Genomic DNA, 19,294 nt, shown 5'->3' on the forward strand with positions numbered 1-19,294 from the left:
CGTCCCGGTCTTTCCGGGACCGGGCGACAACGACGCGGTCAGTGGCGGCCGGTCGGGTCCCCGCCGCCTCGGGCGGCGGCGCCGGACGTCACCCGTCCGTCGGCACGCCGCACGCCGTCCGGATGAAACTGAACAGGGCGGACCGCAACGCCTCGCTGGACGGCAGGTAGAACACCGGCTGCGCCACCCCGTCGACGCGCGCGTGGACGCCGAAGAACGTCCCGCGCTTGTCGTCCGCGACGGCGTGCAGGTCGCACCGCCCCGCGACCGCCGGCAGGCTGACGGCGCCCGCACCGTCCTCGGTATCGAGCGCGACCGGCCAGCTCACGGCTCCCCCGGGCGGCGCGAACAGCACCGTCCGGTCCACCTGCGTGACCTCCACCCGCGGCCCACCGGGCACCGGCTCGGCCTCGAGCCGCACCTGCGCGGCGAGGGTCCCGTCGACGTCGCTCGTCGTGATCGTGTCCGCGAGGGTCAGCGTCGCCCCCTCCGCTACCGCGACGGCCGCACAGTCCTCGCCGTGGATCCGTGCCAGGTGCCCCTGCGGGTCCGTCGGCTCGGCGACGACCGTCGACCGCCGGCCCGCGTCGTCGGTGAGGTCGACCTCCGCGGTGGCCGGACCCGAACCCGGCTCGTCGCAGAGCGGGTCGCCCAGCGCCACCGAGAAGTCACGGTCCACCCCGGCCCGCAGGATCCTGCCCTTGTCGGTCGACGCGACCCCCTCGACGTCCGGCGTCGCCAGCCGCACCCCTGTCACCGACACGTCCCCCGGTCCGGCGTTGGTCACGCGCACCTGCACGACGCGGTCCGCCCAGGTGCTGCGGCCCTGCCGGAGCTCGACGCTGATCCCGGCGAGCACGTCGGCAGGGAGGGGCGTGGGGGTGGTCGACGGCGTCGGCCCGCTGCAGCCCGCGAGCGCGAGCACCACCGCCGGCACCGCCACCCACCACCGTACGGACATGCACCGATGGTGCCGCAGGTGCGGCTACGGGCGAAGCCCTGTGACGGGCGGCCTTCGGCCCGGAGTCAGCAGGACTCCCACGCCACGCACCCGGCCATCTCGATCGTCGGCTGCACGGGGATCTCGTGCGTCTCACGCTGCTCGACGTAGACCACCCGCGCGTAGGCCAGCGGGTCCCGCTCGCGTGCACGGGGCCAGGCCAGGTAGGTGCGCACCAGCGCGCTCTGGACGAGCTCGTCGGCCTGGTGCACGTCGCCGCACAGCAGCCACGCGGTGCGCGTCAGCGCTGGTGTCGCCGCCCGGACGAACGCCGTGAACTCGGCATCGCGGCCCGCCGGGGCGACGAGCACGACGATGTCGTCCGCGTCGACGGGCTCTGCCGGGACCACGGGTCCGGCGACGATCGGCATGGTCATACTCTCTACACGCTCGCCGACGGCCACAGGTTGACTGTCAGCCACCGACTGGTTCGAGGGCGCGACGCATCACGAAGTTCGTGAGCGCGACCCCACGCAGCACGGGCTGCTGCTCGACGACGACCACGAACCCGTGCGCCTCGAAGAACGGGCGCGCGGTCAGGCTCGCGTGGGTGCTCAGCTCCGTGGCTCCCAGCTCCTGCGCCGTCGCCGTCGCCCACCCGAGGAGCGCCGTCGCCACACCGCGTCGGGCGACCGCCGGGTCGACGAACAGCATGTCGACGTACCCGCGCTCGTCGACGTCCGTGAACCCGGCGACCCGGCCGTCGACCTCCGCGACCCGGGTGCGCGCCGACCGGCGCCGGGCGGCCCACCCGTCCGGGTCGATGTCGTCGCTCGCCCAGGCAGCGACCTGCTCGGGCGTGTAGTCGCGGGCGGCCGTCCGGCGGATCGCGCGCCGGAAGACCTCGAGCGTCGCGGGGCCGTCGGACTCGTCGTAGTCACGCAGGATCACGACGAACGAGCCTACGACCCCGCCGCGAACGGGGCACCCAGCTCCGAGAACGTCGCACCCTCGTCGGCGACCCGCGCGCACCACGCCTCGATGTCCTCGATCACCGGGTGCCGGGCGCCGCCCTCGTCGACCCACTCCACGAGCTCGTCCGGGACGGGCGTCGGGTCGGGCCCGGTCCGCACGGCCTCCAGCACGCGCAGGAAGGCGCCCGTGTCCGCGACCGAGCACCGCAGGGTGACGGGCGGGTGGGCGCGGGCGGTGAGCAGCTGGGTGAGCAGGTCGACGCGGCCGCACGTGATCCGACGGGTGCCCCGCGGGGACCGGACCTCGAGCTCGTCGGACTCGTAGAACAGGGTCGCGGTGCCCAGCGTCCCGCGCACGGTGACGCGTGCCGGGGTGCGCTCGGGTGCACAGAGGGTCAGCCCCGCGGCGACGCGGACCCCCGCGCGGGTCTCGACGACGACGGCCGACGTGTCGTCCGCCTCGATCGGGTGCGCGCGGAACAGGTCGAGCCGCACGTCGGTCACGTCCTGCGCCGTGCGGGCTCCCGCGAGCAGGAGCGCCGTGGCGATGGCGTGCGCGAGCGGGTTGGTGACGACCCCGTCGACCACCTCGACCCCGTCGAGGGTGCGCCGGCCGGCCCACCGTGCGCGCTGGTAGTACGCCGCGGTCCGCACCCAGGTCCCGACGGCGCCGACCCCGGTGATCTCCCCCAGCTCCCCGGTGGCGACGATCCGGGCGACCTCGTCGACCGCACCGGAGCCGAACGTCTGGAACCCGACCTGGCACAGCCGCCCGGTCTGCTCGACCACGGCGAGGAGCTCGGCGTGCTCGGCGAGCGACGCGGTGGTCGGCTTCTCCAGCAGCACGTCGCAGCCCGCCCGGAGCGCCGCGGACGCGAGCGCGAGGTGGGTGTGGATCGGGGTCGAGATGACGACGACGTCCGGCCGGGCCTCCGCGAGAAGGGTGTCGAGGTCCGGGAACCACGGGACGTCACCGTCCAGCGGCCGCGGGTCCACCAGGGCCGTGAGCGTCGCGAGGCCGCGTTCCTGCAGGTCGAGGACCCTCCGGACGTGCGAGGCACCGTGGCCGTGGATGCCCACCACCGCGATGGTCGGCAGGGCGGTCGCCGTGGACTGCGGCGCGTCGCGGACCGGGTGCACGCTCATCCCCACGCCTGCGCGGCGAGCTGTCCTGCCTCGTCGGCGCCGAGCGCGCGGTCCACCACGACGGCGGCCAGCCCCACGTCGAGGCGGTCGCCCTGCGCCACGTCGACGACCTGGTCCCATGCGAGCGCGGGACCGGCGCCGACGTACTCGGCCACGCGGGCGAACCACGGGCGCAGGTGCGCAGGGTGCTGGACGAGCAGGACCGTCGTCGTCGCGCCCTCGCGGCGCTGCACGAACGCGAGCCACGGCGACAGGCTGCCGTGCACGGCCTCCTCACCGACGAGCCCGGCGCCGAGCACGGTGGTGACGTCCGCCGACGGGAGCCGCCAGAAGATGCCGCCGTAGCCGGCGTTCGGCCGGCCGTTGGTGCCGGGGCTCTCGATGCGCAGCGGGCCGTGCGAGGCGTGCAGCACGCTGGACCAGCGCAGCACGTAGCCGCGCCCGTCCGGCAGGGGAGCCGCGGACAGCCGGCGGTCCTCCGCGAGCAGGGGCCGGTCGCGCTCGTCGCGCCACTCGATCTCGTCGACGAGCGTCGCGCCGTCGTCGTCCAGCCGGGTCCCGGTGCTGACCTGGCGACCGTGGTTGGGCAGCAGGGTCGGGCCCTCGTCCCGCAGGAAGGTGCGACCACCCCAGTAGTTGGTGCCGTTGACGACGGGTACCGCCATGGACACGCCGTAGTGGTGCCGGTGGTCGACCGGGCTGGTCTCGGTCAGCGCCGTGCCGGCCGCCGTGTGCACCGGGTGCAGGTACGGCCGGGGCGCGTGGACGCGGGGCAGCCGCTCACCGGAGACGTACCGCGCGAGCGGGACGGATGCACTGTCCCGGGCGACGCCGCTGAGCAGGTACGCGTTCCGGTCGTCGCCCCACGCGGCGGCGGTCAGCTCAGGCACCTCGGGCTCCACGGGGTCGGTCGCTGCGCGGCGGCCGAGCCGGGCGGCAGGGGGTACCGGACCGGTGCTGGCCCGGATGGCGAGGATCGGTTCGATGAGCGGCGGTGTCGGGTCGAGCGTCTCGCCGCCGACGAGGGAGCGCAGGTGCGCCCACGCCTGCCGGCCGAGCTCGGCCTGCGGGACGGTCGCGGTGGTCAGCGAGGGCGTCGCGAAGCGGGCGAGCTCGATGTCGTCGAACCCCGTGATCGACACGTCACCGGGCACGGCGACGCCGAGCTCGTTGAGGCGTGCGAGCAGACCGAACGCGACCAGGTCGTTGTACGCGACCACGGCGGTGGCGCGCGACGCCAGCACGTCCTGCGCGGCGGCGTACCCGGACTCGACCGACGAGCCGGCGGGCCGCTCGCTGAGCCGCACGTCCTCGCGTCGAGCCGCCGCGACCCGCAGGGCGTCGAGCCGGGCGCCGTGCGACGCGCTGTCGGTGGGACCGGCCAGGTACAGCAGGTGGCGGTGCCCGAGGCCGGTGAGGTGCTCGACGATCTGGTCGATGCCGGCGGCGTAGTCGATGGCCAGCGTGGGCGTCGCGCCGTCGGCGGCGCGGTTGACGACGACCACCGGGCGGATCTCCGGGAGCAGCGCGCGCAGCGTCTGCTCGGGCATCCGGGGTGAGACCAGGACGAGCGCGTCGCAGCGCAGCCGCGCGTCGAGGGCGATGCGCTCCTCGTCGGCCGCGTGCTCGGCGGTGTCCGCCACGAGCACCCGGTACCCCTCCTCGGCCGCGGCCGAGGCGACGCCGCGGAGCACCTGCTGGAACATCGGGTTGGCCAGGTCGGGGACCACCACGGCGACCGTGTTGGTCCGCCCGAGAGACAGGCTGCGCGCGGTGTTGCTCGGCCGGTAGTGGAGCTGCTCCGCCACCTCCCGGACGCGCGCGGCCAGCTCCGGGTCGACCGTGGACCGGCCGTTCATGACCCGGGACACGGTGGCCCTGGACACGCCCGCGGCGTGCGCGACCTCCGCGATGGTCGACGCGCTGCGCGTCCACCCGTTCTGCGTCACTGCAGCCTCCCGCGGTCACCCTCGAGCCACTCAAGTGAAGGCGGCTCCGCGCCGAACATACACTACGGGAAACCGGTTCCCAACCACTTCTACGGGTGCTACGGTACCGACCGAGGAACCGGTTTCTCACCGGATCCTTATCGCGAACACAGTGAGGTGATCGACGACATGTCCGTAGTGACAGAGCTGCGCAAGACCGCCAAGGGCGCCAAGGCCGCGCCCTCCCGGCGGGGTCTGCGCAACGGTGACGGGAAGGCCGCAGCAGTGTTCCTGCTGCCGTGGTTCCTGGGCCTGGGGCTCATCACGATCGGCCCGATGGTCGCATCGGGCTACCTGTCCTTCACGGACTACAACCTGCTCGAACCCCCCGAGTGGACCGGCCTCGAGAACTACGTCCGGCTGTTCGAGGACCCCCGGCTCCTCAACTCGCTGCAGGTCACGTTCACGTACGTGTTCACTGCCGTGCCGCTCCAGCTGCTCGCCGCCCTCGCGCTGGCGCTGATCCTGGACCGCGGCCTGAAGGGGCTGCCCTTCTACCGCTCGGTCCTCTACCTGCCCTCGCTGCTCGGTGGCTCGGTCGCCGTCGCCATCCTGTGGCGTCAGGTGTTCGGCATCGACGGTCTGGTGAACGAGTTCCTGGCGCTGTTCGGCATCCAGGGCAGGGGCTGGGTGTCCGACCCGGAGACCGCGCTCTACACCCTGGTCCTGCTGCACATCTGGACCTTCGGCGCTCCGATGATCATCTTCCTGGCCGGCCTGAGGCAGATCCCGGAGATGTACTACGAGGCTGCGGCCATCGACGGCGCCGGCGTCGTGCGCAAGTTCAGGTCGATCACCCTGCCGCTCCTCACCCCGATCATCTTCTTCAACCTGGTCCTCCAGGTGATCGGGGCGTTCCAGAGCTTCACGCAGGCGTTCGTCGTCTCCGGCGGTACCGGCGGCCCGGCCGACTCCACGATGTTCTACACGCTCTACCTGTACCAGAAGGGATTCACAGCCTTCGACATGGGGTACGCCTCCGCCATGGCCTGGCTGCTGGTGCTCATCGTCGCGGTGATGACCCTGGTCAACTTCTTCGCCTCCAAGTTCTGGGTCTTCTACGATGACTGAGGTCCACGTGCGCACCACGCCCACCGACGCCCCCACACCCGCGCAGCGCATCTCCGCGCTTGCCGACGAGGCGCCGCCCCTGCGCCACCGGTCCCCCTGGCCCGACCGCAGGCGCTCCGCGCTCAAGCACCTCGGCCTCATCGCGCTCTGCGCGCTGATGCTCTACCCGCTGGTCTGGCTCCTGATCAGCTCGTTCAAGCCGACCGACCTGATCTTCCGGGACGTGTCCCTCATCCCCTCCGAGGTCGACTGGACCAACTACTCGGAGGGCTGGAACGCGCTGCAGTACCCGTTCAGCCGCTACCTGATGAACTCGGCGATCATCGTGCTCGGGTCGCTGCTGGGGAACCTGGTCAGCTGCTCGATGGCGGCCTACGCGTTCGCGCGGCTCGAGTTCCGCGGCCGCAAGCTGTGGTTCGCGATCATGCTCATGTCGATCATGCTGCCGATCCACGTGATCATCGTGCCGCAGTACATCCTGTTCGCCCGGCTCGACTGGATCAACACGTTCCTGCCGCTGATCGTGCCGAAGCTGCTGGCCACGGACGCGTTCTTCATCTTCCTCATGGTCCAGTTCTTCCGCGGGATCCCCCGGGAGCTGGACGAGGCGGCACGCCTCGACGGGTGCGGTCACGGGCGCATATATCTGCGGATTATGCTCCCGCTCTCGCTGCCGGCCCTGGCGACCACGGCGATCTTCACCTTCATCTGGACGTGGAACGACTTCTTCAGCCAACTGATCTTCCTCATCAGACCGGACATGTACACCGCTCCGGTTGCTCTACGCACCTTCCTGGACTCCACGGGCGCCAGCTCGTGGGGCCCGATGTTCGCGATGTCGATCGTCTCGCTCATCCCCGTCTTCCTCGCCTTCCTCTTCGGCCAGAAGTACCTGGTCAAGGGGATCGCGACGACGGGCATCAAGTAGCAGTCCTGTGTAGTTCTGTTCCGCCGGCCTTGACAGCACACCGTCGTCCTCGTCAACCAAGGAGAAACATGCGCCGCCCCCGTCCGTCCCTCCGCGTAGGTGCCCTGCTGGCCGTCGCGGCCCTGGCCCTGACCGCCTGTGCCGGCTCCGACGAGCCTGCCGCCGAGGCCACCTCGTCCGGCCCGCCCGAGCCCGTCGAGATCCGCTTCTCCTGGTGGGGCTCCGACACCCGCCACGAGCTGACCCAGCAGGTGCTGGACAAGTTCACGGAGAAGTACCCGCACATCACCGTCGTCCCCGACTACACCGACTGGAACAGCTACTTCGACAAGCTGGGCACCTCCGTCGCCGGTGGGGACGCGCCTGACGTGATCACGCAGGAGGAGCGTTTCCTCAACGACTACGCCTCGCGTGGCGTCCTGGCCGACCTCAACGACCTCGGCATCGACACGTCGAAGATCGACGAGGGCGTCATCCAGTCCGGCACCATCGACGACGCCCTCTACGGCATCGCCACCGGCGTCAACGCGTACTCGATCATCGCCGACCCCGCAGCGTTCGCGGCGGCCGGTGTCGAGATGCCCGACGACACCTCGTGGACGTGGGAGGAGTACGTCGAGATCGCCAACGAGATCTCCGCCAAGACCGGCAAGACGATCTACGGCGCGCAGGACTACGGCTTCAACGAGCCCGGCTTCTCGATCTTCGCGCGTCAGCGCGGCGAGGCCCTGTACACCGACGACCACAAGCTCGGGTACGACGAGAAGACCCTCGCCGAGTGGTGGCAGTACTCGCTCGACCTGCAGGCCGGTGGCGGTTCGCCCGACGCCGCCAAGACGGTCGAGGTCGACGCCGGCGGTCCGGAGCAGTCCCTCGTCGGTACCGGCACCGGTGCCATGGCGTGGTTCTGGACCAACCAGCTGACCGCGATCACCAACGCCTCGGGCAAGGAGCTCAAGCTGCTCCGCGTCCCCGGCGAGTCCGAGAACGACCGCACCGGCATGTACTTCAAGCCGGCCATGTACTACTCCGTCTCGGCCAAGTCCGAGCACCCGGAGGAGTCCGCACTGCTGGTCGACTTCCTGCTCAACGACCCTGCCGCCGGCGAGATCCTGCTCTCCGACCGTGGCCTGCCGGCCAACACCGAGGTCCGTGCCGCCGTGCAGGACCTGTTCTCGGCCACCGACAAGCAGGCCGCCGAGTTCCTGGCCGGCCTCGAAGAGGTCATCGTCGACGGCCCGCCGGTCCCGCCCGTCGGTGCCGGTGAGGTCGCGGAGATCACCCGCCGCCTCAACCAGGAGGTCCTCTTCGGCCGCCTGACCCCGGCCGACGCGGCCAAGCAGTACACGATGGAGGTCGAGGCTGCCATCGGCGGCTGATCACCCCTGCACCGCGACGTCCGCACGACCGAGCCCCCCTCCGCTCGGACGTGCGGACGTCGCGCTGTCTGCCCCCTCCACCCTGCCGTCGTCCGGACGTCCGAGGATGTGCGCGCTGGGGCAGCCAGTTCCTCGGACGTCCGGGGAGGCCAGGGTCAGGCGCTGTCGCGGATGCGCAGGGTGGGCTCGAAGATCGTCGACGTGACGCGGCGGCCCGGGTCGGCGATGGTGTCCAGGAGGATGCGGGCCATCTCCGCGGCCATCTCCTCGATCGGTTGCCGCACGGACGTGAGCGCAGGACGCGAGACGGCGCCGACCGAGCTGTCGTCGAACCCGATGACGCGCACGTCGTCGGGCACCCGCCGGCCGGAGGCCTGGAGCGCCTCGATCGCGCCGAGCGCCATGAGGTCGTTGGACGCGAACACCCCGTCGAGGTCCCCGTACTCCGCGAGCAGCGACGTCATCGCGGCGACGCCGCTCTCGTACGTGAAGTTGCCACCGACGGTCGGGACGAACGCCTGCCCGTGGCGGGCCATGGCGTCCTGGAACCCGGAGAGCCGGTCCTGCGCGGACGGCACGTCGAGGGGACCGGAGATCGCCGCGACGTGCCGGCACCCCCGGGCCACCAGGTGCTCGGCGGCGAGGCGCGCACCGTCGCGGTTCGCGACGTCGACGAAGCTCAGCGGGATCGGCCGGCCGGGGCGCGCGAACACCACGGCGGGGAGCCCCGCCTCGACGAGCAGCCCGGGCATCGGGTCGTCGCCGCGGGTGGACACGACGAGGGCGCCGTCCGCGTTGCCGTTGCGCAGGGAGGAGATGACGCGGGCGCGGTCGGAGTCGGTCTCGGCGAGCATGAGGACCGGGTCGACGTCGCGCGGGCGCAGGGCGCGCAGCATGCCGCCGACGACGCGGCCGAAGAACGGGTCGGCGAAGTCGATGGTCGAGGGTGAGCCCTGCTCCTCGGCACCGGAGACCACCACGATGACGGCGCCGGTGCGGCGGGTGACCAGCGACCGGGCGGCGAGGTTGGGCACGTAGCCCGTCGTGGCGATGGCCTCGCGGACGACCGCCTGGATGTCCGCGGCGACGCGGCGCTGGCCGTTGACGACCCGCGACACGGTGGCCCGCGAGACGCCGGCGACGCGGGCCACGTCCTCCAGGGTGGGGGCACCGGATCCGGAGATCGTGGGCAAGGCCGGGCCGACGGGCAGGCCGCTCGGCGGCGTCGCCTCCAGGGTCCCCGCGAGGGCCGCACCCGCGCGCGAGTCGACGCTCGCACTCCCGACGCCGGGCTCGTCTGCCATACGGTCAGGCTACCAGTCTCGGAGAGCGCTCTCGCCGAATTCCCTCAGCTGCGGGCGTCACGACGGACGCTTCTCCCGTCATCTCGACTATACGAGCGGGCGAAAGCGGGTATACGGTCCCTCCGGGAGCCAGAAGGGCGCCATCCACACCCCTCGAGCACGATGTCGACGGCCTGAACTTGGATCCGCCGATAGAGCGCTCTCCCGTACATGACCCGGCACTCAGCTCAACGACGAACTGCACGCCCGGCGCACCGGACCGACGACGAGGTCGACTGCGGACCGACCTCCCGTCCCCTGCACGGGCCAGCCCCGGAGGAGACACCTGTGTTCAGAGCACACACCCACCCACGCACCTCCCCACCACCCGGCCGCAGCCGGCGCCTGCTTGCCGTCCTGGCCGCGGCCGCCGTCGTCGCGGCAGGCATCGCGATCCCCGCCACCTCGGCACAGGCCGAGCCCGTCCTGCTCTCGCAGGGCAAGACCGCCACCGCGTCGTCCACGGAGAGCGCCGACTACACACCGGCGTCCGCCGCCGTGGACGGCAACGCCGGCACCCGCTGGGCGAGCACCCCGTCCGACGGCCAGTGGCTGACCATCGACCTGGGGGCGACCGCGCAGGTCGACCAGGTCGTCCTGACCTGGGAGGCCGCCTACGGGTCGGGCTACCAGATCCGCACGTCGGACAACGGCACGTCGTGGACCAGCATCTACACGACCACCACCGGCAAGGGCGGCAAGGAGACGCTGAACGTCGCCGGCAGCGGTCGGTACGTGCAGCTGCTCGGCACCAAGCGCGCCACCGGCTATGGCTACTCCCTGTGGGAGGTGCAGGTCTACGGCACGCCGGGCGGCACGCAGCCGCCGACGGGCACCTGCGGCACGACCAACGTCGCACAGGGCAAGGCTGCGACCGCATCCTCCTCCGAGCAGGGTGCGGGCACGGCGGCCGGCCTCGCGGTCGACGGCAACGCCGGCACGCGCTGGGCCAGCACGTTCGCGGACAACCAGTGGTGGCAGGTGGACCTCGGCTCGAGCCAGGCCCTCTGCAACGTCACGCTGAGCTGGGAGGGCGCGTACGGCAAGGCCTTCCTGGTCCGCGGCTCCACCAACGGCACGACGTGGAGCACGCTCTCGACGGTCACCAACGGCACGGGTGGCACGCAGACGATCACCGTCAACGGCACCGCCCGGTACCTGCGGCTCGAGCTGCAGACCCGCGCCACCGGCTACGGCTTCTCGCTGTGGGAGGTGTCGGTGCGGACGACCGGCACGTCGACGCCCGACCCTGATCCCACCGGCCCCGCCGACGGCAAGGTCCGCGTCGCGGGCAGCCAGGGCGACTGGTCGCTGCTGGTGAACGGCCAGAACTGGGTCACCAAGGGCATGACGTGGGGTCCGGCCCCGGCCGAGTTCCCGCAGCACGCCGCCAACCTCCAGGCGATGGGCGTCAACACCATCCGCACGTGGGGCACGGACGCGGGCTCGAAGGTCCTGCTCGACGCGGCAGCGGCGGCGGGCATGCGGACGGTCGCGGGCTTCTGGCTCGCGCCCGGCGGCGGCCCCGGCTCGGGCGGGTGCCCGAACTACGTCACCGACACCACGTACAAGACGAACTCGATGAACGACATCGTCACCTGGGTCACGGCGTACAAGGACCACCCCGGCGTGCTCATGTGGAACGTCGGCAACGAGTCCCTGCTCGGCCTCGGCAGCTGCTTCTCGGGCGCCGAGCTCGAGGCACAGCGCGCCGCCTACGCGACGTTCGTCAACGACGCCGCCAAGCGGATCCACCAGATCGACCCGAACCACCCGGTGACGTCGACCGACGCGTGGACCGGCGCGTGGCCGTACTACAAGGCCAACTCGCCCGACCTCGACCTGTACGGCCTGAACGCCTACAACGCGGTGTGCGACGCCAAGGCGACGTGGATCGCGGGCGGCTACACCAAGCCGTACCTCATCACCGAGGGCGGCCCGGCCGGCGAGTGGGAGGTTCCCGACGACGCCAACGGCGTGCCGGACCAGGGCACCGACCAGCAGAACGCCGACGGGTACACGCGGGCGTGGAACTGCATCAAGGCGCACCCCGGCGTCGCGCTCGGCGCCACGCTGTTCCACTACGGCAACGAGGGCGACTTCGGCGGCATCTGGTTCAACGTGAAGCCGGGCAACAACAAGCGCCTGTCGTACTACGCGGTCGCCAAGGCGTACGGCGGCTCGGCCGGGGCGGCAGGGGTCAACACTCCCCCGACGTTCAGCTCGATGACCGTGCCGAACAGCGGCAGCGTGGTGGCCGGCTCGACGTTCACCGTCAACGCGTCGGCGAGCGACCCGAACGGTGACCCGATCACCTACAACGTGCTGCTGAACAGCAAGTACGTGAACGACTCCGGCGGCCTGGCCCCGGCGACGTTCACGCGCAGCGGCAGCACGTTCTCGGTGACGGCCCCGCAGACGCTCGGCGTCTGGAAGGTCTACGTGTTCGCCGAGGACGGCAAGGGCAACGTGGGCGTCGAGACGAAGTCGTTCCGTGTGGTCCCGCCGGCCGTCAACGGGACGAACATCGCGAAGGGCCGCCCCGCGACCGCGTCGTCGTTCGACCCGTACAACGGCAACTTCACCGCTGGTCAGGCGACCGACGGCGACTACTCGACGCGGTGGGCCAGCAACTGGTCCGACGACCAGTGGATCCAGGTCGACCTGGGCTCGGTCCGGTCGTTCTCGTCGGTCCAGCTCGTGTGGGAGTCCGCGTTCGGCAAGGGCTACCGCATCGAGACGTCGAACGACGGGAACGCGTGGGCGACGCTGACCACCGTCACCGCAGGCGACGGGAACGTCGACACCCTGAACACCGCCGGCTCGGCCCGCTACGTGCGGGTGCACGGGACAGCCCGCGGCACCGCGTACGGCTACTCGCTGTACGAGCTTGGCATCTATGGGTAGCAGCATCGACGTTTCCGCTGCTCTTTGACGTGCCCGGGGCGGGCGGCCACCCGCCCCGGGCACCAACCCTCGGCCAACCCCTCACAGAGCCGAACCGCCTGAGGGTCGTGTGCATCGTCGCACCACCCTCGGGTCCCTTCCGCACCTCGTCTGAAGGAGACCTCATGCCCACCCATCTCCATGCCCCACGCTCGAGGAAGGCCCGGGCCTGGTTGGCCGGGAGCCTGTCCGCGGTGCTCGTCGCGACCGGTCTCGGTGTCGCGATCGCGTCGTCCGCGAGCGCCGCACCCGTCAACATCTCGCAGGGCAAGCTCGCCACGGCCTCGTCGGCGGAGGGCCCGGACTTCACCGCGTCCAGGGCCGTCGACGGCAACGGCAGCACCCGCTGGGCCAGCCAGTTCTCCGACGCGCAGTGGATCCAGGTCGACCTGGGCGGCACCGCCACGGTCGACCGCGTCGAGCTGCGCTGGGAGGCCGCCTACGCCAGGGCGTTCCAGGTGCAGCTCTCCCCGAACGGCACCACCTGGACCACCGTCGCGACCGTCACCAACGGCACGGGCGGCAACCAGACCGTCGCCGCGTCGGGCACCGGTCGGTACCTGCGGCTGCACCTCACCGCGCGCGGCACGGGCTATGGCTACTCGCTGTACGACCTCGCGGTCCTCGGCACCGGGGGCGCGACGTCGCCCACGCACACGCCGAAGCCGCTGCCGTCGCCCCCGCCGGGCGCCGACACGTCGGTGACGCACCACGAGTTCCAGGCCAACTGCACCCCGACGCACACGCTGAACGACGACCCGATCGTCTACCCGGGCCAGGCGGGCGCGTCGCACAGCCACACGTTCCTGGGCAACCGCTCGACCAACGCGAACACGACGACGGCGTCGCTGCTGGCCGCGAACAGCACCAGCTGCACGGTGCCGCAGGACGAGTCGGCGTACTGGTTCCCGACACTGATGCGCGGCGAGAACAAGGTCGTCGCCAGCAACGAGCAGACCATCTACTACAAGGCCGGGATCATCGACTACAAGAAGGTCGTCCCGTTCCCGCAGGGTCTGCGGTTCCTCGTCGGCAGCATGACGGCGACGAAGGACGAGTTCCGGACGGCCCCCGGCACGGTCGAGGGCTTCGAGTGCGGGAACAGCTCGTTCAACTGGGACATCCCGGCGAGCTGCCCCGTCGGGTCCCAGCTCAACGTCCGCTACCAGGCGCCGAGCTGCTGGGACGGCGTCAACCTCGACTCGGCCAACCACAAGAGCCACATGGCGTACCCCGTCAACGGTGAGTGCACGGCGAGCCACCCGGTCGCGGTGCCGATGATCGAGTTCAAGCTGTCGTGGCCGGCCGACGGGAACATGTCGGACGTCCGGTTCTCGAGCGGTCGTGGGTTCTCGTTCCACTACGACTTCTTCAACGCGTGGGACCCGGCCGTGCTCCAGGCGCTGACCGAGCACTGCATCAACGGCGGTCTGCAGTGCAACCCGCGCGGCTACGACCTGTACAAGCCGTGGGCCGGAGCCGTGCTGGACGCGAGCTACAACCTCATCCCGTAACACCCCCTCGCGCGTCCCGGTCCGCGAGGGCCGGGACGCGCGCCCACCCACCTCCCGAAGGAATCTCATGCACACCCATGTCCACTCCCGGGCTCGCGCCTGGGTGGCGGCAGTGCTCGCGGCCGGCGTCGTCGCCGTCGGAGCGATCACCGCTGCCACCGCCGCGAACGCCGCACCCGTGAACCTGTCCCAAGGCAAGACCGTCACGGCCTCCTCGACGGAGAACGCCGACTACACCCCCGCCCGGAACGCGGTCGACGGCAACGCCGCCACCCGCTGGGCGAGCCTCCCGGCGGACCCGCAGTCGATCCAGGTCGACCTCGGCCAGACCGCCACGCTCGACCACGTCACGCTCGTGTGGGAGGCCGCGTACGGCAAGGCGTTCACCGTCCAGACGTCCACGAACGGCACCTCCTGGTCCACGGCGGCCACGGTCACCAACGGCACCGGCGGCACGCAGAACGTGAACGTCACCGGCACCGCCCGGTACGTGCGGCTCAACCTCACGGCCCGCGGCACCGGCTACGGCTACTCGCTGTGGGAGTTCCAGGTGTTCGGCGAGGTCGGCGGGATCACCCCGACCCCGACGCCCACCCCGACCGCGGGCACCTGCGGCACGGCCAACGTCGCGCAGGGCAAGCCGGCCACCGCGTCGACCACGGAGAACGGCGGCACGCCCGCGAGCGCGGCTGTCGACGGCAACCTCGGCACCCGCTGGTCCAGCACGTTCGCGGACGCGCAGTGGTGGCAGGTCGACCTGGGCTCGTCGCAGGCCGTCTGCAAGGTGACGCTGCGGTGGGAGGGTGCGTACGGCAAGGCGTTCCGCATCCAGACGTCGACCAACGGCACCACATGGACGACCGCGGCCACCGTCACCAACGGCACCGGGGGCGTGCAGGCGATCGACGTCGCCGCGACCGCCCGCTACGTGCGGCTCGACCTGACGACCCGTGGCACCGGGTACGGCTACTCGCTCTGGGAGGTCCAGATCAACGCAGGAGGAACGCCCCCGGTCACCGACCCGATCCCGGGCGGCGGCGACCTCGGCCCGAACGTCCACGTGTTCACGCCGACCACCGGCCAGGCCGCGATCCAGGCCAAGCTCGACGAGACGTTCACGGCCCAGGAGGAGGCGCAGTTCGGCACCCGCCGCGACCAGTTCCTCTTCGCCCCCGGCACCTACGACGTGCAGGCCCACATCGGGTTCAACACGTCGATCAACGGCCTCGGCCGCAACCCCGACGACGTCAACATCACCGGTGGCGTGTGGGCCGACGCGCAGTGGTTCGGCGGCAACGCGACGCAGAACTTCTGGCGTTCGATGGAGAACCTGAAGATCACGCCGTTCACCGGGGAGAACCGCTGGGCGGTCTCGCAGGCTGCGCCGATGCGGCGCATCCACGTGGCGGGCGACCTCGCGGTGTTCCCGTCGTCGTACGGCTGGGCGTCGGGCGGCTTCACGGCCGACTCCCAGGTCGACGGCGCGATGAAGTCGGCGTCGCAGCAGCAGTGGTACACCCGCGACTCGGCGCTGGGCCGCTGGGAGGGCTCGGTCTGGAACATGGTCTTCTCGGGCGTGACCGGCTCACCGCCGCCGAGCTTCCCGAACCCGTCGCACACCGTGCTCGACACGACGCCCATCAGCCGGGAGAAGCCGTACCTGTACCTCGACGGCTCCAGCTACGCGGTGTTCGTGCCGTCGTCCCGCACCAACGCCCGCGGCGTCTCGTGGCCGAACACGCCGGGCACGTCGATCCCGCTGAGCCAGTTCTACGTCGCCAAGCCCGGTGACAGCGCGGACCGCATCAACGCGGCGCTGGCGCAGGGCCTGCACCTGCTGCTCACCCCGGGGATCTACACCCTCGACAAGACGATCGAGGTGAACCGTGCGGACACCGTGGTGCTCGGCCTCGGCTACGCGACGATCGTCCCGACGGCCGGTCAGACGGCCATGAAGATCGGCGACGTCAACGGCGTCCGGATCGCGAGCGTGCTGTTCGACGCGGGCGTCACCAACTCCCCGGCGATGCTCGAGGTCGGGTCGGCCGGCAACCACACCGACCGCGCGTCCAACCCGGTGTCGCTGCACGACGTGTTCGTCCGCGTCGGCGGCCGGATCCCCGGCAAGGTGACCTCCGCGATCGTCGTCCACTCCGACGACACGCTCATCGACCACATCTGGTCGTGGCGCGGTGACCACGGGGCCGGGGTGGGCTGGAACGAGAACCCGTCCGCGTACGGCCTGGTCGTCAACGGCAACGACGTCCTCGGCCTGGGGCTGTTCGTCGAGCACTACCAGAAGGAGAACACCCTCTGGAACGGCGACCGCGGGCGGACGATCTTCTACCAGAACGAGCTGCCGTACGACGTTCCGAACCAGGCGGCGTGGCAGAACGGCACCCGCCGCGGCTACGCCGGCTACCGGGTGGCCGACGCCGTCACCACCCACGAGCTGTGGGGCGGCGGCGTGTACAGCTTCTTCAACGTCGACCCGAGCATCGTCGTCGACAGCGGGTTCCAGGTGCCGGTCAAGCCGGGGGTGCGGTTCCACAACATCCTCACGGTCTCGCTCGGCGGCAACGGCGTGATCGCGCACGTCATCAACGACACCGGCGGCGTCGCGCAGGGCACCGCGACCATCCCGGCGTACCTGGCCAGCTACGGCGGCTGATCCCGAGCAGAGGCATGCCGACGGCCCCGGTCCCACGACCGGGTCCGTCGGCGTCCTCGGCTAGAGACCCGTCAGGCTCACGCCGTACTCCGCCTGCTCGGGGGTGAACTGCGCGCCGTACTCGCTCGTCAGCTGGTCGAGCAACCCCTGACGCGAGAAGGACGTGTACTCCAGGTACGACTTCGCGGCCTCGGCTGCCTCGGCGTTCCAGTCCACGCCACCCTCGGCCTCCAGGCGGGCGACGGCGAACTCGGCGTCTGCCGCGGGGAAGCCCGCACCGTACTCGCTCGTGAGCTGGCCGATGAGGCCGGCGCGGGAGAAGGCCGTGTAGCTCAGGTACGACTCGGCCGACCGGTACGCGTTCTGCTGAGAGACGGTGCCCTTCGCGGCTTCGGCGGCAGCGGCGGCGGCCGCCTCCTGCTCGGCGGCGACCCGCTCGGCCTCGGCCTCGGCGGCGTCTTCCGCAGCCCTCTGCTCAGCGGCGACCCGAGCCGCCTCCTCCTCGGCGGCGAGCTCCTCCGCAGAACGCTCGGGCTCGGCCTTCTCCCCCTGCGCGGTGGCGGCCGGCTCGGCTGCTTCCTGGGCGGGCGCATCGCCGCCGTTGAGCGATCCGATGAAGACGCTCAGCACGACCAGGCCGATCGGGATGATGAAGCGCTTCTTCTTGAACCAGGGCTTCGGCGACTTGTCGGTGGCGTCCTGCGGCGGCGTGGTCGCGGCGGGCGACAGGTCGGCCGGCCCGACCGGGGCCGCGCTCGCGTCGTCCAGCCACAGCTGCCAACCTTCGGGGGCGGCGGGCCAGCTCGGGTCCGGCTTCCAGCCGGGCTCGGGGGACCAGCCCTCGGGAGCAGCCGGCCAGCCGGGAGCAGGGTTGAAGCGTGCAGCCATGGGAATGTGCATCCTTGCGTCGATGGGACGAGCAGTTGTGACATAATTATTTCGGTCGCGCTCGCTGCACCGTAGGGACCTTGGTCCCCGTCGACCGGGTCACACCCGAGCAGCCGGGATGTATCTCACCCGGCCCCGCCGACTCCTTCGTGTCACCCTCGTCAGGAGGGTGCCGCCACGCTGATGTGCGGTTCGCGAGGACGAGAGGGACAGCGATGCCGGAGCAGGTCCTCACCGGACGGGCGGTCGCGTTCGACCCCGCCACCCACGGCTTCGCGTTCCCCAACGCGTTCGTCAACGAGGTGCTGACGCTGCCGAACGGCGCCAAGATCACCACGGCGGGACGGTGCGGCGGGATGGCGTACGCGGCGCTCGACTACTTCCTCGCCGGTCAGCCGGTGCCCGTCTGGCGCTCCGACCTGTGGACGCCCAGCCGTGTCCCGCCCGACAGCCACTGGCTCGCGCAGCTGTTCACCCAGCGCCTGCGGGACTCGTTCTTCACCGGCTCCGCAGCGAAGTTCGTCACCTGGTCGATGCACTCCGACGACGAGACCTGGGTGTTCAAGGGCGTCACGCGCTGGACCAAGGAGGAGGAGCTCCCCCGGCTCGTCGCGTCCATCGACGCCGGACGGCCCGTGGTGCTCGGACTGGTCGTCGCGCGCAACCTCGCCTCCATCGGCGACAACCACCAGGTCATCGCCTACGGCTACGAGCAGGACCGCTCCACCGGCCGGACCACCGTGCTGATCTACGACAACAACACGCCCCGAAAGACGGTGACGCTCACGTCGGAGGCGGACCAGCACGACTGGACCGCGTCCAACGGCCACTCCTGGCGGGGGTTCTTCCTGCAGGACTACACGCCCCGACGCCCCCGGGTGCTGACGACGAAGGCGCCCGGCGTCAAGGACCCCGTGTCGACCGGTGACACCGTCAAGCTCTCGCACGTGTGGACGGGCCTGACGCTGCACTCCCACGACCTCCCGTACACCCACCCCGGCTCCGACGGCCTCCAGCAGGTCACGTGCTTCGGCGGGTCCGACGACAACGACCGCTGGCTGCTCGTCGGGACCGCGGGGACGCCCGCCGGCACCGGCCTGCGCGACGGGTCGGTCGTGCGGCTGCAGCACGTGTCCACCGGCAGGTGGCTCCGCAGCAGCGCCGGTGTGCAGTCGCCGCTCTCGCGCCAGCAGCAGGTCAGCGCCTCGGACACCGCGGACGCCGACGCGAACTGGCGGGTCGAGGTCGTCGACGCGCGGCCCTGGACCGCCGGGGCCCGGGTCCGCCTCGTGCACGTCGCGACGGACACGGCCCTGCACTCCCACCGCGCGTCCGACCCGCGACTGACCGCTGGCCAGCACGAGGTCACCGGCTACCGCAAGCGCGACGTCAACGACTGGTGGACGGTGCTGGAGCTCGGCTGACCTCAGCCGAACCCCAGCACCGGTGCGCGTCCCGGCTCAGCCCACCGGGTTCATGCGGTGGAGCGAACCTGCACTCCGGCTC

The 19,294-nt window shown here is 71.3% G+C and carries 14 protein-coding genes; 7 read left to right on the plus strand and 7 right to left on the minus strand.

The features are described from left to right. Positions 1-88 precede the first annotated feature (88 nt). From ASF78_RS19400 to ASF78_RS19420, 5 genes are all read right to left on the minus strand, one after another. Positions 89-961 (minus strand): hypothetical protein, encoded by an 873-nt coding sequence (locus ASF78_RS19400; protein WP_156374243.1) that lies wholly within the window; start codon positions 959-961, stop codon positions 89-91. A gap of 65 nt (positions 962-1,026) precedes the next feature. Continuing rightward, a complete protein-coding gene (locus ASF78_RS22115; RefSeq protein ID WP_082495249.1) occupies positions 1,027-1,371 on the minus strand; it encodes a sigma factor in 345 nt (114 codons plus the stop codon). A 43-nt stretch (positions 1,372-1,414) separates the two neighbouring features. After that, positions 1,415-1,891 (minus strand): GNAT family N-acetyltransferase, encoded by a 477-nt coding sequence (locus ASF78_RS19410; RefSeq protein WP_200940662.1) that lies wholly within the window; start codon positions 1,889-1,891, stop codon positions 1,415-1,417. 11 nt (positions 1,892-1,902) lie between these two features. Beyond that, positions 1,903-3,060 (minus strand): Gfo/Idh/MocA family protein, encoded by a 1,158-nt coding sequence (locus ASF78_RS19415; protein ID WP_056593438.1) that lies wholly within the window; start codon positions 3,058-3,060, stop codon positions 1,903-1,905. Beyond that, the gene (locus ASF78_RS19420) at positions 3,057-5,009 is read right to left on the minus strand and encodes a DUF6807 family protein (protein ID WP_056593440.1); all 1,953 of its coding nucleotides are present in this window, start codon (positions 5,007-5,009) and stop codon (positions 3,057-3,059) included. Before ASF78_RS19420 ends, ASF78_RS19415 begins: the two co-directional genes overlap by 4 nt. A gap of 168 nt (positions 5,010-5,177) precedes the next feature. Between ASF78_RS19420 and ASF78_RS19425 the strand changes: the two genes are divergently transcribed. From ASF78_RS19425 to ASF78_RS19435, 3 genes are all read left to right on the plus strand, one after another. Continuing rightward, positions 5,178-6,119, plus strand: coding sequence for a carbohydrate ABC transporter permease (locus tag ASF78_RS19425; protein ID WP_056594055.1), 942 nt, complete (start codon positions 5,178-5,180; stop codon positions 6,117-6,119). Next, the gene (locus ASF78_RS19430) at positions 6,112-7,047 is read left to right on the plus strand and encodes a carbohydrate ABC transporter permease (RefSeq protein WP_082495209.1); all 936 of its coding nucleotides are present in this window, start codon (positions 6,112-6,114) and stop codon (positions 7,045-7,047) included. The genes ASF78_RS19425 and ASF78_RS19430 overlap by 8 nt, the downstream gene beginning before the upstream one ends. Positions 7,048-7,115: 68 nt before the next feature. After that, complete coding sequence (locus tag ASF78_RS19435; protein WP_056593443.1) at positions 7,116-8,426, plus strand: ABC transporter substrate-binding protein; 1,311 nt, start codon at positions 7,116-7,118, stop codon at positions 8,424-8,426. Between the two features lie 155 nt (positions 8,427-8,581). Here ASF78_RS19435 and ASF78_RS19440 read toward each other — a convergent pair whose 3' ends face one another. Beyond that, a complete protein-coding gene (locus ASF78_RS19440) occupies positions 8,582-9,730 on the minus strand; it encodes a LacI family DNA-binding transcriptional regulator (protein WP_082495210.1) in 1,149 nt (382 codons plus the stop codon). Positions 9,731-10,057: 327 nt separating this feature from the next. Here ASF78_RS19440 and ASF78_RS23160 point away from each other — a divergent pair, with 327 nt between their 5' ends. The 3 genes from ASF78_RS23160 (at position 10,058) to ASF78_RS19455 (ending at position 16,900) form a co-directional block, all read left to right on the plus strand. After that, on the plus strand, positions 10,058-12,676 hold the full coding sequence (locus tag ASF78_RS23160; protein ID WP_056593445.1) for a discoidin domain-containing protein: 2,619 nt from the start codon (positions 10,058-10,060) through the stop codon (positions 12,674-12,676). Positions 12,677-12,840: 164 nt separating this feature from the next. Then, positions 12,841-14,229, plus strand: a complete 1,389-nt coding sequence (locus ASF78_RS19450) for a DUF1996 domain-containing protein (protein WP_056593448.1) — start codon at positions 12,841-12,843, stop codon at positions 14,227-14,229. A 67-nt stretch (positions 14,230-14,296) separates the two neighbouring features. Then, positions 14,297-16,900 (plus strand): discoidin domain-containing protein, encoded by a 2,604-nt coding sequence (locus tag ASF78_RS19455; RefSeq protein ID WP_056593451.1) that lies wholly within the window; start codon positions 14,297-14,299, stop codon positions 16,898-16,900. 60 nt (positions 16,901-16,960) lie between these two features. Here the strand turns inward: ASF78_RS19455 and ASF78_RS19460 are convergent, their stop codons facing one another. Then, positions 16,961-17,788 (minus strand): Ltp family lipoprotein, encoded by an 828-nt coding sequence (locus ASF78_RS19460; protein WP_056593455.1) that lies wholly within the window; start codon positions 17,786-17,788, stop codon positions 16,961-16,963. A 215-nt stretch (positions 17,789-18,003) separates the two neighbouring features. Here ASF78_RS19460 and ASF78_RS19465 point away from each other — a divergent pair, with 215 nt between their 5' ends. After that, a complete protein-coding gene (locus ASF78_RS19465) occupies positions 18,004-19,212 on the plus strand; it encodes an MIR domain-containing protein (RefSeq protein WP_056593458.1) in 1,209 nt (402 codons plus the stop codon). Positions 19,213-19,294: the final 82 nt, after the last annotated feature.

The sequence above is a fragment of the Cellulomonas sp. Leaf334 genome (genome assembly GCF_001424195.1).
Lineage (GTDB): Bacteria > Actinomycetota > Actinomycetes > Actinomycetales > Cellulomonadaceae > Cellulomonas.